Source organism: Streptomyces luteogriseus, assembly GCF_014205055.1.
Taxonomy (GTDB): domain Bacteria; phylum Actinomycetota; class Actinomycetes; order Streptomycetales; family Streptomycetaceae; genus Streptomyces; species Streptomyces luteogriseus.
Genome location: NZ_JACHMS010000001.1, coordinates 7,105,351 through 7,120,630, shown reverse-complemented (window position 1 = coordinate 7,120,630; position 15,280 = coordinate 7,105,351). Strand labels below are relative to the sequence as shown.

Sequence of the window (15,280 nt, the reverse complement as noted above, 5' to 3'; positions counted from 1 at the left end):
GGACGGCCGGGGGCCCTTTCCACAGGCCGCGTCAGTCCCCTCCGCAGGCCTCCTCGAAGAAGTCGACGTTCTCGTGGAGCTCCTTCATCAGCCGGTCCCGTTCGGCGTCGTCGACCTGGACGGGGACGACGCCGTGGGCCCCGGTGAGGCGCCGGAAACCGCCCCGGCTCTCCAGCCGCCCCTGCACCCGTACCGGGAGTCCGACCAGGTGGGCGTGCCCGGCGATCCGGTAGCCCTCCTCGTCGAGGGTGATCCGGACGTTCGGCACGTCGGCCCCGGCCAGCACGCGCAGCCGCACCGTGCCGTCGCCGCGCGGCCCGGACCTGCGCAGCCGTACGACCGCTCCCGTGATCCGCACCGGGACGGCGGGTTCCTCGCGCAGGTAGCGGGCGCCCGCCTCGCGCAGCACGGCCAGGTCGCCCGGTGAGAACTCGACGGGCTCGGCGGAGGGCGCGCAGCCCTCGGGCACTCCGGCCGCCGGGGCCCACTCGACGGCGATCCGGGCGCCCTCCGTGCCCCGGACGAGGGCGACGAGGGCCTCGGTGAGCTCATGGCTCACCCCTGCCTCGACGGCGGCGTCGAAGGCGTCCATCCCGCCGGTGGCCCGCTGGTAGTCGATGGCCTCCCGGGCGGCGAACAGGGCCTGGTGGAGGCGGACGGCCAGGGGACGGCCGCCGGCGACCGGGACGAAGGCCGTGAGACGGCCGTCGGTGGCGGAGCCGACGAGGACGTTCTCCAGGGCCGCGGCGGCGGAGCGGCGGTGGCGGGCGCCGTGGTAGCCGGCCCGGGCGCGGGTGGCGAGGGCCGCTGCGAGCAGCATCCGGCGGCCGGCGCCGCGCAACCGGTCCTCGACGGTCCAGGAGGCCGCGCCGGCGGGTCCGGCGGGGACGTCGTGCCACCAGCGGATCTCGTCGCTGGGCACGGCGAGGGAGACGAGGACCTCGCGGGCGGAGGGCGAGCCGCTGCGGGACAGGGCGAGCAGGGCCTCGCCGAGCAGGTCGTCGCTGTCGGGGAAGGCGCGGCTCTCGGGCACCAGGAGGCTGGTGCCGCTGCCGCCGGGGCCGGGCGGGGTCCAGCGGCCGTAGCGGCCTGGGGCGCCGCCGCGCCGCTGCCAGCCGTGCCGGCGCAGCAGGGCGCTCAGCACGGCCGGGTCGACGTCGACGGGCTCGGGCGGCGGGTCGCTCCAAGTGGTGTCGGCGGGGTGCGGCCGGAGCTGCCTCAGTGGCTCCTCGGTCGGGCGGTGCGTCACGGTTTCCCTCCCGTCCCGACCCGCGTCATGATCTCGCAGAGGGCCCGGTCGTCGAAGATGCGCGAGGTCGGTATCCGCACGGTGGTGCGGCGGCGGCCGGTGATCGGCTGTCCGGCGAGGTTGGTCCAGTAGCAGCAGTGCCTGAGGTCGAGCCGGTCGTGGCCGGCACGCAGCCAGTCGTCCGGGGAGCGCGGCACCAGCATCACCACGAGGATCTTGTGCACCGACACGGGGGTGCGGGCGAGCTTCGCCAGGTGGTCGTTGTCGAGCGTGAAGGAGAAGGTGCGCCCCGGTGGGTTGGGCGGCACCTGGTAGGTGGCCTTGAGCTGCACCTTGATGGTGACCTCGTCGTCGACCGTGTGCCCGGGGGCGCTGTGGCTGACGTGCCAGTCGATGCCGTTGTCGGGAAAGGGCTGGGACAGCGAGCAGCCGGCGGCCGCCGCGACGGCGTGCAGATAGCCGACCTGCAGTGTCTCCATGCAGGCGGTGGTGGCGAGAGTGCCGCGAGAGGGAGCCGTGCGCTCGGGCAGCAGCCCGCCCCGTTCGGGCTGCGCAATGGCCATGGCCAACAGCCTTCCAGAACAAGTGATTCCCCACTGCGGGCCGCTGAACTGCAACAACCCGTACTCCTGTTGTCTCCTTCCGGCGTACGGCGCAAACAGCCCGGGTATCACCGGATCGGGCAGCGGACGGTGCGTCAACTGCCGAAGGTGAACGAGGGGTTGTGTGGCTATGACGACGTGCTGGTACGAGGGGCCGCTGGCCGCCTTCGACACGGAGACGACGGGCGTCGACGTCGAGACCGACCGGATCGTGTCGGCCGCCGTGGTCGTCCAGGATGCGCCGGGCGTCCGGCCGCGGGTGAGCCGCTGGCTGGTGAACCCGGGGGTGCCGGTGCCCGCCGAGGCGACGGCGGTGCACGGGCTGACGGAGGAGCACCTGCAGTGCAACGGCCGGTGGCCGGCGCCGGTGATGTACGAAATAGCGCAGGCACTGGCCGAGCAGGCGCACGCCGGGCGCCCGGTCGTGGTGATGAACGCGCCGTTCGATCTGACCCTGCTGGACCGGGAGTTGCGCCGTCATCGCGCCTCGGCGCTCGGCCGCTGGTTCGAGTCGGCGCCGCTGGCCGTGCTGGACCCGAGAGTCCTGGACAAGCATCTGGACCGCTACCGCAAGGGCCGCCGCACCCTGACGGACCTGTGTGCGCACTACGGCGTCTCCCTGGAGGGCGCGCACGACGCGGGCGCCGACGCCGTGGCGGCGCTGGAGGTCACGCGGGCGGTGGGCCGCCGGTTCGCGTCCCGGCTGGAGCGGCTCGCCCCGGGTGAGCTGCACACCCTGCAGGCGGTGTGGCACGCGGCGCAGGCGCGGGGGCTGCAGGCGTGGTTCGCGCGCAGCGGTGTGGACGAGTCGGTCGATCCGGCGTGGCCGCTGCGTCCGGAGCTGCCTGCGGCCGCCTGAGCACCTGGCGCGGGGCCCGCGAGGGCATGAAAAAACCGGTCCGTCTGTGACGGACCGGCTGTTTCCGGTGGGCGATACTGGGTTCGAACCAGTGACCTCTTCGGTGTGAACGAAGCGCTCTCCCACTGAGCTAATCGCCCGGGAACGCACTGAACCATACAGGCCCGGGCACGCTTCCTTCAAACCGCTCGGAGGTGCCTGAGGAGTCCGCGCCGCCCGGAGCGCATCATCAGCGCGTGGTTGGCGCGGAAGACGGGCCGTCCGGGTACGGCGAGCCGTCGCAGCAGCGGCTTGTGCACGCTGACGACCTGGTCGTACCGCGCGAGACTGCCCGTCCCGCGCGGCGTGACCGTCCAGCGCGCCCAGCCCTCGATGTCCCCGGACAGGACGGTCTCCAGCACACCGGCGGCGCGGTCGCGCCGCACCTCGCGCGCCGTGAAGGTCATGTCGTACGGCAGGAGGGAGCGGATGCGGATCACCCCGGTGGTGTCGTCCAGCCGGATCACCTCGCGGACCTGGCGCCACCAGCGCGGGTAGTCCTCGGGGCGTTCCAGCACGTCGTACACGGTGGCGGGGGGTGCGGGCAGGGGCCACAGGCTGCGGAAGCGGTACTGGTTCCAGTCCATCCCGGCAGTCTGCCCACTCGCTGCTCGGACTGTCTGAGTACGCGCCTGAGTACCGGCACTCATGCCGTGCCGGGTGACGCGGACCACACTGCGATCCATGACCCACTTTCCGCCCCCGGCCGAGGAATTGCGTCTCCTCGATGCCGAACTCCGGCAACTGGACGCCCGGCGTTCCCAGTTGCTGACCCGTCGCGCCTGGCTGGTCGCGGCCCTGCAGCAGACGCAGCAGCAGTCGCGGCCGTGGGCCTCGGCACAGCCCCCGGTCACCGCATCGCCGCGGCCCGAGACGGCGGCGCCCAGCGTGCAGAACGTGCTGCTGGTCCTCGGCGGTGTCCTGCTGACGCTCGCGGCGGCGGTGTTCACGCTGGTCAGCTGGGGACACATGGGAATCGCCGGGCGCGCCCTGGTGCTCGGCGCGGTCACGCTGGCCACGCTCGCCGCGCCGGTGGCCCTGCTGAAGCGGGGGCTGCGGTCGACGGCCGAGTCCGTGGCGGGCCTCGGACTCGCGCTGACCGTCCTGGACGCCTACGCGCTGCACGCGGCGGCCCTCTCCGGGACGGCCGGGACCTTGTACGCGGCCGCGGCGTCGGCGGTGCTGGCGGCGATCTGGTCGGCCTACGGCTTGCTGCCGGCCACCTCCGCGCTGCGGCTGCCCCTGCCTTGCGCCCTGTCCGCGGCCCAACTCCCGCTGTTGCTGTGGGCCCTGGCGGCCGACGCGAGTCCGTACATGATCACGGCCGCGCTGCTGGTGACGGCCGGGCTCGACGCGGTGGCGGTGGCGCGGTTGACGGCCGGGGCGGTGCGGATCACCGCCGTCGTCGGCGCCTACGGCATGGGCGGCTGGGGTGTTCTGGGTGCCGGCTGGCTGTCCTTGACGGCAGGCGGTCCGGGTGACGCCTCCCGCGCCGGGGCGCTGCTCCTGCTCGCGGCGGCGATCGCCCTGGGCGCGGCTCTTCGGGGGCCGGGCGTCGGGCATGCCTTCGGTCTCGCGATCACGGCCGGGCTGCTCGTCGTGGGCGCGTTCGGCGGGGTGGCGCGTTCCGGGCTGCCGTCGGAGTGGGTGGTTCCCGCTCATCTGACGCTCGGTGTGGCCCTGTTGGCGGCCGAGCGGGCCGGACGGCTGCCGGACGCGATGCGGACGGGCTTCGTCTGGGCCTCCGGTGCCGTGCAGGCACTGGCGGTGCTGTGGACGCTGCCCGTCGTCGCCGTGGTGCTGCTGGGCCCGGCCGGATGGCTGGGCCGGGTGTGGAGCGGAGCGCCGTCGGATGCCCGTGCGGCGGTCGTCGTCGACGCCCCCTGGCCGCCGGACGCGGTCGCTGCTCCTGTCGTGCTGGTGATCGTGGCGGGAGTGCTCGCCCTCGCGGTCCGTGCGGAGGAGTGGCGCCCGCGGGCCCGGCTCGGTGCTCTCGGGCTGCTCTGGGCCACGGCGCTGATACTCCCGGCGGTCCTGGAGATCCCGTACGCCGCCGGACTGCTGGTCCTGGGCGTCATGACGGCGGCGGCGCTGTGCGCGTGCCGGGTCACGGCGTCGGCCGCGCAGGTCACGGCTCTCGTCCTGGCCCTGGTCACGGCCGCCGGCCTCACCCTGGTCTCCCTGGCGTCCCAGTCCGCGACCCTCGTCGTGCTGTCCGCGCTGACGGTGCTGTTCGGCGCGGGCTCGTGGCGGGCGGGTGTCGCGCCCTTCACGGCTCCGGCCGCTCTCGTGTACGCCGCCGCCCTGGCCTCGGCGTCCGGTGCCGCCGCGGACTGGCCGACGGCCCGAACCGCCCTGCTGGTCCTGCTGGTTCCCGCTGCCGCCGCCCTGCTGGCGGCGCGCCTCGGCCCGTCCCGGGCGACGGTGCCCGTCGAGGCCGCGGGAGCCGCCCTCGGGCTGTTCGCCGTGGCGCTCGCCGTCACCGACCCGCCGCTGCTCGCGCTGGTGCTGTCCCTGTGCGGAGTGATCGCCGCGGGCACGGCCCTGCGCGCCGACCGCCGTCCCGTCGGCTACGCGGCCACGGCCCTGTTCGTCCTCGCCGCCTGGGTGCGCCTGGCCGCCTGGGACGTCGGCACGCCCGAGGCGTACACGCTCCCGGTGACCGTCCCGGCCCTGTTCCTCGGAGCGCTGCGCCGGCGCCGTGACCCGCGGGCCTCCTCCTGGACGGCGTACGGCCCCGGGCTCGCCGCCACCCTGGTGCCGAGCCTCGTCGCGGCCTGGGCCGATCCGCACTGGACGCGCCCGCTGCTGCTCGGCCTGGCGGCGCTGCTGGTCACCCTGCTGGGCGCCCGGCACCACCTCCGGGCGCCGCTGGTGCTCGGCGGCGCGGTGCTGGCCCTGGTCACGCTGCACGAACTCGCCCCGTACGTCGTGCAGGTGACGGGTGCCCTCCCCCGCTGGGCGCCTCCCGCCCTCGCCGGGCTCCTGCTGCTCGCACTCGGGGCGACGTACGAGCAGCGGATCCGGGACGTGCGGCGGGTGCGGGAGGTCCTGGGGAGGATGAACTAACCCGCGGTCAGGGCATCTTGTCCCCGAGCAGGGCCAGGTTCTCGATGGCGGCGAGGCCGTACAGCGCGGTGTCGTTGGTGGACACCCAGGTGGCCTCGCTGCCCGGCACCAGCGCGACCGGGCCGCTCAGCTTCTCCGTCCTCCAAGGCGCGGACTCCTTGTAGCCGTCGGAGTTGTAGAACTTCTCCCAGGCCCGCTTGGCGAGCTTCTCGTCGCCGGTCTTGACGGCCGCGTACGCGTCGAGGCGTGAATGGCCCTGGAACAGCAGCAGGCTGCCGAAGTCGGAGCCGTAGCGGGCCTTCTGCTCCGCCTTGGTGGCGTTGAAGAAGCGGCAGTAGTCGAAGTACGCCTCGTTGAACTTCGGCATGTCGACCAGGTCGATGAGCTCGGCGCACAGCTCGTTGAGGCCGAAGACGGCCGAGAGGTGCGAGACCTCCACCTTGGCGGCCCCGGCGACGGCGAACCTGCCGGTGTCGAGGTCGTACAGGCCGCTGCCCTGGACGAAGCCGTTGGGCTGGGCGGCGATGGTCTCCATCGTGGACAGCACGCGGGCCTTGGCCTTCTCCCACTTGGGGCCCTTGCGCTCCCACTCCGTCAGCCAGGCCGAGACCAGGCCGCTCCAGTCCGTGCCGAAGCCGATCGACAGGGCGTGCCGGTCGGGGGTGTACGGCTCGGTGCGGATCTTGCGGAGCGGGTCGAGAGCGAGGAACGTCTCGTCGGAGTCGACGTTGGCGTGCATGAGGTCGCCGACGCGTTCGTCCGCCGTGAGGAAGTAGTAGTAGCGCCGGTAGGTGGTGTTGGCGATGCGCTGCTGCTTGGCGCTGTCGGCGAAGTGCTGCACCCCGTGGCGGGTGCCGAGGCCCGCCCATTTGCCCAGGTGGTAGACGTCGACCTCGCCGGTGTGCCGCGTCATCGCCTCGGCGAAGCGGAAGATGTCGGAACGACCGGAGCGCAGGTAGGCGAACCAGAGCCACAGATCCGGCGACAGCTCGGAGTTGTCCCAGGCGTAGCCGCCGATGTCGTACCGCCACTGGTGCCGGAACGTGTCGTAGGTGTGCATGATGTCGCCGTAGTCCCAGAAGCCGTACCAGCGGCGCTGCTCCACCTGGTCCTTGTAGTAGGTGAAGAGGAAGTCGAGGTGGTCCTCGATCTTCGCCTTGGCCGGGGTGGAGCGGTCGGGCTCGGAGTACAGGTTCGGTCCGAAGACCTTGGCCTCGATGAGCTGCTTGGGCGGCGCGGCCAGCTGCGGCAGCACGCGGACGGCCTCGACCTGTTCGGCGAACCGGTCGGGACTCGGGGTCGATTCGTTGGCCCAGAAGAGGAGTTCGGAGGTGCGGGCGATGCCGTACGGGGTGCCGAACTCCGGCTCGTAGTCCTCGTAGGTGATGTTGAGGCCTTCGAGCTGCTCCGGGAAGGTGTCCTGGCCCATGCCGTCGTGGTAGAAGCGCATGTCCATGGGCTGTGCCTCGGGCGACCAGAGCCAGAGGGTCACCTCGGCCTCGTCGGTCTGGGCGTCCCGGATGTCGAGCTGGGCGGGGAACTTCTCCCAGAAGTCGCGCAGCCCGAAGGAGAACCCGCCGCTCGCCCCGCCGACGTAGCCGAACCCGCAGGCGCGCCGGCCGCCGCCCGCGGCGACCCAGCCGTGCCCCTTCTTGGTGCGCTTGCGAAGCGTGAAGCCGTCGGCGGAGAGCTGGGAGAGGGTGTAGTCGCCCCACTCGGGGATGTACTGCAGCCGGGTCGTCACCCGCTGGTCCCAGGTGGCGGGGTCGGGCAGCTTCCTGCCCTCGAACTGGGCGGCCTGCACGGCAGCGCCCGGGTCCCGGCGCAGTCCGGTGATGCCCTTGACGGCCTCGCGCAGCAGTCCGGTGCCGTCTCCGCCGATGCGGATGTGGCGGTCGTACGACTCGTCCCGCAGGGGCACGGTGAAGCGGACGCCGAGGCCACGGATGAAGTCACCACTGGCCTTGCCGGGCTCCTGCTTTCCGTCGTAGGTGATGGTGTGCACCATGCGGAAGGAATCGGCGCCGGCGTAGAAGTAGAGCCTGATCGAGAAGGGCAGCCAGCTGCGGCCGCCCTTGCGGTGCTTGCCGTCGATGCGGACGACGGCGCGGACCGGACCCGCCTGCTCGACCTCGACCTTGGAGATCGCGCCGTCGAAGCGCTCGGTCCTGACCGCCCCCTGGTCCTCGTCCTCGATCTCGGGCTGGCGGATCAGCACGAGCCGGCCGTTCCTCGCGATCTCCGTGGAGCCCCGGGTGACGGACTTGACGAGTGTGGAGCCGGACGTGCCGATCCTCGCGGTGATGACACCGGTCGAGATGTCGATGGTGCCGCCGCGCTTGCCTACGGTGACCTTCTTCTCGGGTGCGGCGGGCGTCCCGGCGGCGAGGGTGAGCTTGCCGTCGCCCGAGGCGACCGCGTGCGCGGTCCACTTGAGGGAGCCGTCGGGCCAGTAGGCGATCGGCCAGGACTGCACAGGCACGGCCTTGCCGCCGGCGTCCGTCAGCGCGAAGGTCTGGTCCTTCTGGTACGCGCCCTTGGGCCAGGGCACACCGACGGTGGAGCCGGGGGCGGCGCCGAGGCCGCCGTCCTCCAGCCAGTCCAGGGTCACCGGGTCGGCGTCGGCGGCTTCGGCTCCGGGCGCGGCGTGGGCGTCCTGCGCCCCCAGCGCCCAGCTGAACTGGGCGGCGGCTCCGGTGACGGCGGCCGCTTTGAGGAGGGACCTGCGGGGGATGGGAGACATGACGATGCTGCCTTTCCTCGTCCGTGCGGGAAGCGAATCCGTACGCTGATCAGGGGCATGACAGAGAGAGGTGCGGCGCCGGCGCGCCGACCTGGAACGCGGGGGGAACCGCCGTTCAGCGGTGCCGGTACCGCTCCTCCACGGCGACGGCCGCCGCCGCGACGGCCCCGAGGACGGGGAGTGCCAGCGGCGCGGCGAACCAGGCGGACACGGCGACCACGGCCAGCCCGCCGACGATCAGGAAGGACCCGGCCGGGTCGAGCACGGTGCGACGCCCGGCATGCGCGAGGAGCGTCCGCCAGCGTGCGCCCGGCTCCCAGACCGCCGCCGCACGCAGCCCCGCCACGACGAGCCCGATGAGCGCGACGACCCCGAGGGCTCCGACGAGCGGCCCGCCGGGAATCCCCGCCCGGGCCGCCCGCACGTCCACCCAGACCGCGGCCGCCGCGGCCCACCCGGCGAGCCCGGCGAGCCACCCGCCGCGCAGAGCGGTGCGGAAGTCGGCGACGAACTCCCGCCGGCCACCGCCCTGATGGGTGGTGCGGCGCCGCAGGTGCCGCGCCCCGGCAGCGAATGCGGCGGGGTAGGTGACGACTCCCAGCGAGGCCACCGCGATCCACACACCGGTCAGCAAAGACTCGGCGAACACCGCGAACCTCTCGGCGAACACCGACTCGCCCCGTGCCTTCACCCGTGTCCCGGCCATGTCCGCCTCAGCCCTTCAGACCCGACGTGGCCATGCCGTCGATCAGATAGCGCTGGAAGGCGAGGAAGAAGGCGAGCACCGGCAGCAGCGCGACCAGTGACATGGCGATCATGCCCCCGTAGTTGGCCAGCCCCTCCTGGTCGACGAACATCTTCAGGCCGAGCGAGACCGTGTACTTGTCGGGCTCGTTGAGGTAGATCAGCGGGCCCATGAAGTCGTTCCACGAGTTGATGAACGTGAAGATCGCACTGGTGATCAGGGCCGGCCGGCTCAGCGGCAGCACGATCGACCAGTAGATCCGGAAGTGCCCGCAGCCGTCGAGACGGGCCGCCTCGTCCAGCTCCTTGGGCATGTTGCGCATGAACTGCACCATCAGGAAGACGAAGAACGCCTCGGTGGCCAGGTACTTCCCGAGCAGCAGCGGCGTGTAGGTGTTGATCAGCTCCAGGTTGCGGAACAGCACGTACTGCGGGATCAGCAGCACGTGGTAGGGCAGCAGGAGTGTGCCGATCATCAGCGTGAACAGCAGATTCCGCCCGGCGAACCGGATCCTGGAGAAGGCGTACGCCGTCAGCGAGCAGGACACCAGGATGCCGATGACGGAGCCGACCGCGAGGAAGAGCGAGTTGTAGAAGAAGGTGGAGACGGAGATGTCGGCGATGCCGTCGGCGAGGCTCTTGTAGTTGGCGACGACGGGGTCGCTCGGCAGAAGATCCAGGCTGCCGACGATGTCCTCGCTCTTCTTGAAGGACCCGCCGACGACCCAGACCACCGGATAGAGGATCACCGCGAGGACCAGCAGGGACCCGAGGTGCCAGGCGAGGGAGCCGGGCAGCTTGTGCCGGAGCGTCCCGGAGCCGGACGGCTTGACGTCGGTGGTGGCCTGCGCGCTCATCGGGCGCCCTCCTCGTAGTGCACCCAGCGCTTCTGGGACCAGAACAGCACCGCCGTCACCAGGGCGACCGCGACGAGCAGCAGCCAGGCCATCGCGGAGGCCAGACCCATCCGGCTGTTCTCGAAGCCCTGGACGTAGAGGTAGCAGGTGTAGACCATCGAGCCGTCGGCGGGACCGCAGGCGTTGCCGCCCGCACCGCCGCCGACGATGTACGCCGAGCTGAAGATCTGGAAGGAGTGGATCGTCTCCAGCAGGACGTTGAAGAAGAGGACCGGCGAGATCATCGGCAGCGTGATGTTCCAGAACCGGCGGAACTTGCCCGCCCCGTCGACCTCGGCCGCCTCGTAGAGCTCACGCGGGACCTGCTTGAGACCGGCCAGGAAGATGACCATGGGGGCGCCGAACTGCCAGACGGTGAGCGCCACCAGACTGTAGATGATCATGTCCGGGTCGCCGGTCCAGCCGCCGACGTCGATACCGAAGATCTTCTGCGTACGGTCGACGATCGCGTCGTCCGAGAAGATCGCCTTCCAGACGATCGCGACGGAAACGCTCGCACCGATGAGCGACGGCGCGTAGAAGGCTGCCCGGTAGAAGGCCTGCCCGCGCCGGCTCTGCGCCAGCAGCAACGCCACGCCGAGGGCGGCGATCAGCTTGAGCGGTGTGCCGACGGCGACGTACCAGAGCGTCACCTGCACCGAGTGGCGCCAGCGCGGATCGCCGAACATCTCGGAGAAGTTGTCGAGGCCGATCCACTTGGGCGCGTCGAACAGGTTGTAGTCGGTGAAGGCGTAGTAGAGCGAGGCGATCATCGGGCCCGCGGTGAGCAGCAGGAACCCGGCGATCCACGGGGACATGAAGAGATAGCCGGCCAGGTTCTCCCGGCGCCGCCGCCGCTTGAGGGCGGCGGGGCGCTCGGGCTTCACCGGACCGTGCCGCGGCTCGGAGTCCTGGGACAGGCCCTCCATCGCAGGGGCGTGTGTCACGGTGGTTCCCATCAGGTGCCGAGAGCCGTCTTCGACTCGGTGAAGAACTGCTTGACGGCTTCCGCCACCGAGCGCTTGCCCAGGCCGAGTTCCTCGCCGATGCGAAGGAAGGCGGACTCGCAGACGTCCGCACCGTTCGGGTGCGGGGTGATGGGCTCCAGGACCCCCGCCTTGACGAGGGACTCCTCGTAGGCGGCGATCGCCTTGTTCACCTCGTCGGTCGGCTTGTACGCGTCGTACTGCGCCTGCGTCGCGGGCACGCCGCGGTCGTAGCCCATGATCTTGGCGACCTCGGGGTCGTGCACCATGAAGTCGATGAACTGGGCGACCTCCTTGGGGTGCTGGGTGCGCTTGGAGGCGCTCAGCATGAGGGAGCCGAGGTACTGGCCGGTCTTCTTGCCGTCCGTGGTCGGGATGGGGGCCAGGCCGTACTCGCTCTTGCCCTCGGAGGTGTAGCGGACGGTGAAGTTGTCCCAGGTGAACTCACCGCCGGAGATCTCCCCGGCGACCGCCGACTTGGGCTTGATCTGGGCGACCTTCTTCTGGTTGGCGTAGCTGCCGTCCTCGACGCCTTCCTTGGCCTTCGTCCACCAGTCCGTCAGATCCGCCTCGGTGAAGCCGAGCGCGTCCTCGGTGAAGAACGCCTTGCCGCTCTGGCGCAGGTAGAGGTCGTAGAGGTACATGATGTTGTACGGGCCCGTGTCACCGGCACGCCCCGTCTTCTCTCGGATCTTCTTCATCGCCGCGTGGTAGTCGTCCCAGGTCCAGCCCTGCTCCGGCTTCACCCCGGCGCGGGTGTAGACGGGCTTGTCGATGACGAGTGCCATCGAGTTGGAACCGACCGGAACGCCGAGGAGCTTGCCGTCGATCTCGCCGAACTTCTCGAGGCCCGCGCGGAATCCCTCCATCCGGAGGTGGCCGGCCTCGGCCTGCTCGCTGAGATCGAGCAGGATGTTCTTCGCGTCGTATTTCCGGAGGAAGCCGATCGCATTCTGGAACACGTCCGGCGGATTTCCCCCGGAGGCCTGGGTGTTGAACTTCTTCCAGAAGTCGAGATAAGGCTGGAAGTCCGTTTTCACCTTGATCTTCGGGTACTTCTTGTGGAAGAGCTCGATCGTCTTGTTGATTCTCTCGGCACGGTCCTCCGCACCCCACCACGCGTAACGGATCGTCACCGTCCCGTCCGCGGAGGCCCCTCCGTCACCGCCGCACCCGGTCGTCGCGGCCAACCCCAGCGTGGCTGCCGTGGCTCCGGCCGCCTTCAGGATCGTACGTCTCTCAACATTCCTGCCGTTCACCACGGTTGGACCTCCCCGCACGTCGTGCCGCTCGCATGAATCGTTTCAAGTAAGCGCTTGCTGGCACAAGGTACGGAGGGGCTGAGAGTGCGTCAATGATTCGGACAAGAATTTCTTGCCGAAGGGGTGGGTGACGGAGGGGGCCGAGGAGGCGGGGTCCGGGACGGGGGCCGACGATGTCGCTGGTGGTGGTCGGGTGACCGGAACGCCGAACGGGGCAGGGCGAGTCGGACCGCTTTCGGGCGTGACCGAAAGTCGACGGTGGGGGTGGCGGGAGGAGTTGCCGGGGCGAGGGTTCGTTCCGGCCATGCGGCGTCGGGGGTGGGGTGTCGGGGGCCGGGTGCCCGGGAGTGGTGGAGGGCCTGGCCGGGGCGGCCGACGGGGGCGGTGTCGCGCCCGGGCCGGCATCCGGGACTCGGCCGTCGGGCGGGCCGACCGGCACGGCCCGGCCCCGGCGTGGTCACCCCGCGAAGGCGCTCCCCGGGCCGTCACGGCACCAGCCAGTCCGAGGGCGGTACGAGCGTCGCCCCCTCGCCCGGTGCTCCCGGCACGGCCCGTCCGGCAGGGGCGCCACAGCACTCGGCGGGCGGAACTCTGCGTCACCGGGCAGTCGCGAACGCCCGGCGGACCGTTACGGTCGGACGCCTCGAAGCCCCGACCTCACGGAGCCCGGAACACGACGGCCTGGCGGACACAACGCCGACGGCCCACCTGCGCCTGCGCAGATGGGCCGTCGGTCCGGGTGGGCGATACTGGGTTCGAACCAGTGACCTCTTCGGTGTGAACGAAGCGCTCTCCCACTGAGCTAATCGCCCGGACGCAGGAAGAACATTACCCCATGTCAGGGGGTGCCTGTGACGCTCACTGGTCCTTGATCTTCCACGGCATGACGATGCCGAACTTCCACAGGTAGAAGCCGACGAGTGCGCCGATGATCACCAGCCCGACCGACGTCAGGATGATGTTGCGGCGCCGCACCCTGGGGTCGAGGGCGCGCTGGGCCGCTTCGGTGACCTTCCGCTTGGTCCAGCGGAGCACCAGCTGGGCCCAGACGAACTCCGTCGCCCAGATCGCCATGCCGCCGAAGATCACGACCCAGCCCGGCCCGGGAAGGGGCAGCATGATGATGCCGGCCACGACGACCGCGAGCCCGATGATGAAAACGCCGACCTGCCAGCTGACGTGCAGCGCCCGCCGGGCCTTGATGAATTCCGGCGCTCGCGAGCCGAGCCCGCGGTCCTGCTCGCCGTGCACCTCGCCCGTCCCCGTCTCGTCCGACGCCACGGCCACCTCGCCCGGCTCGTTACTCCCCGTATTCATACGGCCAAACACTACCCGAGCGAAACCAGTCACCGGAATGGACGCACGACCCGAACGATCTCTCGGCCGGAAGAGTTACGTAAAGGCACGCAAAACACTCAGAGGGGTTTACAACGGCACCGTAGGTGGCATGTCGATTTCGCCGACGTGCGAATCCCCGAGCGCACACTGAGCGAAAGGCCCTGGCGCTTATGAACACCACGGTCAGCTGCGAGCTGCACCTGCGCCTCGTTGTGTCGAGCGAGTCCTCCCTGCCTGTCCCCGCAGGCCTGCGGTACGACACGGCCGACCCCTACGCCGTGCACGCCACCTTCCACACCGGAGCCGAGGAAACCGTCGAGTGGGTGTTCGCCCGTGACCTCCTCGCCGAAGGGCTTCACCGCCCTACGGGCACCGGCGACGTCCGCGTCTGGCCGTCGCGCAGTCACGGTCAGGGCGTCGTGTGCATCGCCCTGAGCTCGCCGGAGGGCGAGGCCCTGCTCGAGGCCCCGGCACGGGCCCTGGAGTCCTTCCTGAAGCGGACCGACGCCGCCGTGCCGCCCGGCACGGAACACCGGCACTTCGACCTCGACCAGGAGCTCTCGCACATCCTGGCGGAGAGCTAGGGCGAGGCCCCCACAAAGCCGCCCGGCGCCGTCGACTCGGGGAGACGGCTCGGGCCCGGACAACCGCACACGGGATGACACCGGCGCCTTACCGCGGCTCGACGCGGTACGGCGCCGGTCCGCGTCCTGGACCCCTCCCCCGCCCTCGCCGTGCGGGAACCCTGGCGGGCCCGGTGGCGTTGCATTCGAAGCCATGTGCGGGCATGAGGGCGGTCCGGCGGTGGTGGAGCCGTTACCATCGGCCAGCATCGGCGGGCGCCCGCCCGACCCTCAGGCCAGGGAGCAAATCGTGCTGATCACCCACGACACCCGGTGCGCCCTCGACACCGTGGTCGATCTGGTGAACACCGCACCGGAGGACGACACGGCGCCGGACGGGCTGCCGGACCTGGCAACCCTCACGGACTTCGTGCGAAACCACGAGATCAGCGATGTCGGAGTGCTCTCGGAGTCCGACCTCTCCGCGGTGCGCGAGATCCGCGATCGTTTCGCCGCCGTCTTCGCCGCACCGGACGCCCGCGCCGCGGCCGGCCAGATCAACGAGCTGGTGGCGGCCGCCGGCACCACGCCCCGGCTCACGGACCACGACGGCTACGACTGGCATGTGCACTACTTCGCGCCCGGCGCCTCCGTCGCCGACCATCTGGCCGCCGACTGCGGCATGGCGCTGGCGTTCTTCGTGGTCGCCGGGGAGCAGGAGCGGCTGCGGCGGTGCGAGGCGCCCGACTGCCGGCGTGCCTTCGTCGACCTGTCCCGCAACCGCTCACGGCGCTACTGCGACAGCCGCACCTGCGGAAACCGGCTGCACGTGGCTGCGTACCGGGCACGCCGCAAGGAGGCGGCGGGCTGACGCCGTCGCCGGGCCTCGGGGTCGCACGGGACGGCGATGCCGACGCGGCCCCGGCGGAT

General features: G+C 71.2%; 13 protein-coding genes and 2 tRNA genes. 4 read left to right on the top strand and 11 right to left on the bottom strand.

The window, feature by feature from the left end; genetic code table 11:
* Nucleotides 1–31: 31 nt before the first annotated feature.
* Together BJ965_RS31795 and BJ965_RS31790 are read right to left on the bottom strand one after the other, a co-directional pair.
* Nucleotides 32–1,249: a hypothetical protein gene (locus tag BJ965_RS31795; RefSeq protein ID WP_184913492.1), complete on the bottom strand. Its 1,218-nt coding sequence runs from the start codon at nt 1,247–1,249 to the stop codon at nt 32–34.
* Nucleotides 1,246–1,812, bottom strand: a complete 567-nt coding sequence (locus BJ965_RS31790) for a DUF4365 domain-containing protein (protein ID WP_184913490.1) — start codon at nt 1,810–1,812, stop codon at nt 1,246–1,248. The genes BJ965_RS31795 and BJ965_RS31790 overlap by 4 nt, the downstream gene beginning before the upstream one ends.
* A 169-nt stretch (nt 1,813–1,981) precedes the next feature.
* Between BJ965_RS31790 and BJ965_RS31785 the strand changes: the two genes are divergently transcribed.
* Nucleotides 1,982–2,710 (top strand): 3'-5' exonuclease, encoded by a 729-nt coding sequence (locus tag BJ965_RS31785; RefSeq protein WP_184917735.1) that lies wholly within the window; start codon nt 1,982–1,984, stop codon nt 2,708–2,710.
* Nucleotides 2,711–2,778: 68 nt separating this feature from the next.
* On the opposite strand, the gene BJ965_RS31780 is transcribed toward BJ965_RS31785, so the two are convergent.
* Together BJ965_RS31780 and BJ965_RS31775 are read right to left on the bottom strand one after the other, a co-directional pair.
* Nucleotides 2,779–2,850 (bottom strand) — tRNA-Val (locus tag BJ965_RS31780).
* 39 nt (nt 2,851–2,889) lie between these two features.
* A complete protein-coding gene (locus BJ965_RS31775; RefSeq protein ID WP_184913488.1) occupies nt 2,890–3,336 on the bottom strand; it encodes an SRPBCC family protein in 447 nt (148 codons plus the stop codon).
* A 61-nt stretch (nt 3,337–3,397) separates the two neighbouring features.
* Between BJ965_RS31775 and BJ965_RS31770 the strand changes: the two genes are divergently transcribed.
* Nucleotides 3,398–5,818: an SCO7613 C-terminal domain-containing membrane protein gene (locus BJ965_RS31770; protein ID WP_184913486.1), complete on the top strand. Its 2,421-nt coding sequence runs from the start codon at nt 3,398–3,400 to the stop codon at nt 5,816–5,818.
* Between the two features lie 7 nt (nt 5,819–5,825).
* Here BJ965_RS31770 and BJ965_RS31765 read toward each other — a convergent pair whose 3' ends face one another.
* From BJ965_RS31765 to BJ965_RS31735, 7 genes are all read right to left on the bottom strand, one after another.
* Complete coding sequence (locus tag BJ965_RS31765) at nt 5,826–8,561, bottom strand: exo-rhamnogalacturonan lyase family protein (protein WP_184913484.1); 2,736 nt, start codon at nt 8,559–8,561, stop codon at nt 5,826–5,828.
* Nucleotides 8,562–8,676: 115 nt separating this feature from the next.
* Entirely contained in the window at nt 8,677–9,267 is a 591-nt protein-coding gene (locus tag BJ965_RS31760; protein ID WP_184913483.1) for a hypothetical protein, read from the bottom strand.
* 7 nt (nt 9,268–9,274) lie between these two features.
* Entirely contained in the window at nt 9,275–10,162 is an 888-nt protein-coding gene (locus BJ965_RS31755) for a carbohydrate ABC transporter permease (RefSeq protein WP_184913481.1), read from the bottom strand.
* Nucleotides 10,159–11,160 (bottom strand): carbohydrate ABC transporter permease, encoded by a 1,002-nt coding sequence (locus BJ965_RS31750; RefSeq protein WP_184913478.1) that lies wholly within the window; start codon nt 11,158–11,160, stop codon nt 10,159–10,161. Before BJ965_RS31750 ends, BJ965_RS31755 begins: the two co-directional genes overlap by 4 nt.
* Nucleotides 11,160–12,449 carry an ABC transporter substrate-binding protein gene (locus BJ965_RS31745; RefSeq protein ID WP_184913476.1) on the bottom strand — a complete coding sequence of 430 codons (1,290 nt, stop codon included), beginning with the start codon at nt 12,447–12,449 and terminating at the stop codon, nt 11,160–11,162. The genes BJ965_RS31750 and BJ965_RS31745 overlap by 1 nt, the downstream gene beginning before the upstream one ends.
* A 740-nt stretch (nt 12,450–13,189) precedes the next feature.
* Nucleotides 13,190–13,261: transfer RNA gene (locus tag BJ965_RS31740), tRNA-Val, on the bottom strand.
* 46 nt (nt 13,262–13,307) lie between these two features.
* Nucleotides 13,308–13,766, bottom strand: coding sequence for a TIGR02611 family protein (locus tag BJ965_RS31735; protein ID WP_030843008.1), 459 nt, complete (start codon nt 13,764–13,766; stop codon nt 13,308–13,310).
* 191 nt (nt 13,767–13,957) lie between these two features.
* Between BJ965_RS31735 and BJ965_RS31730 the strand changes: the two genes are divergently transcribed.
* The gene (locus BJ965_RS31730; RefSeq protein ID WP_004002642.1) at nt 13,958–14,371 is read left to right on the top strand and encodes an SsgA family sporulation/cell division regulator; all 414 of its coding nucleotides are present in this window, start codon (nt 13,958–13,960) and stop codon (nt 14,369–14,371) included.
* Nucleotides 14,372–14,660: 289 nt separating this feature from the next.
* Nucleotides 14,661–15,221 carry a CGNR zinc finger domain-containing protein gene (locus BJ965_RS31725; RefSeq protein ID WP_030843006.1) on the top strand — a complete coding sequence of 187 codons (561 nt, stop codon included), beginning with the start codon at nt 14,661–14,663 and terminating at the stop codon, nt 15,219–15,221.
* Nucleotides 15,222–15,280 lie beyond the last annotated feature (59 nt).